Source organism: Pseudarthrobacter sp. 05T312, from assembly GCF_056396685.1.
Genome location: NZ_JBFTLY010000059.1, coordinates 1 through 432, shown reverse-complemented (window position 1 = coordinate 432; position 432 = coordinate 1). Strand labels below are relative to the sequence as shown.

Here is a 432-nt window from a genome sequence, read left to right as displayed (position 1 = left end):
GCCTGGTGTCGTCGTAATACCCCCGTTGGCATCCTTAGAAGCATCTGTATCTTTCCCCGCAGGTGGCTTCGTTGTACCTGGGGTGCTGCTGCCATTCTTGTTAGTGTTACCAGAATTATTGCCTGCTTCTCCTGGCTTCGTCTTATCCGTATCTCCCTTATTTGTGCTTGATGAAGGAGTAGGCGTCGGAGAAGTTGTTGGTGTCGGAGTTGGTGCAGGAGTCGGATTATTTTTTTGTTTAGCCTTAAGCTCGGCTTGTTCTTTCAAAAAGTCCGGGTGATCGTATGAACCGCCTGGATCGATTTTGTCTATTCCGTCCCAGACCCGGTTGGCTACTACATTCTCCGGATGGTCGTAGACCAAAAATGCGGAAGGAAGCCTGCGTTCGCCGTAGCGGCTGGAAGGACTGGTAACCAGCTCTCCGTTGTAGAC

1 pseudogene is annotated in these 432 nt (G+C 50.9%); it reads right to left on the bottom strand.

Going from position 1 to position 432, the window contains the following annotated elements:
- Nucleotides 1–432: pseudogene (locus AC1DIP_RS22290) on the bottom strand (hypothetical protein); the annotation flags it as partial.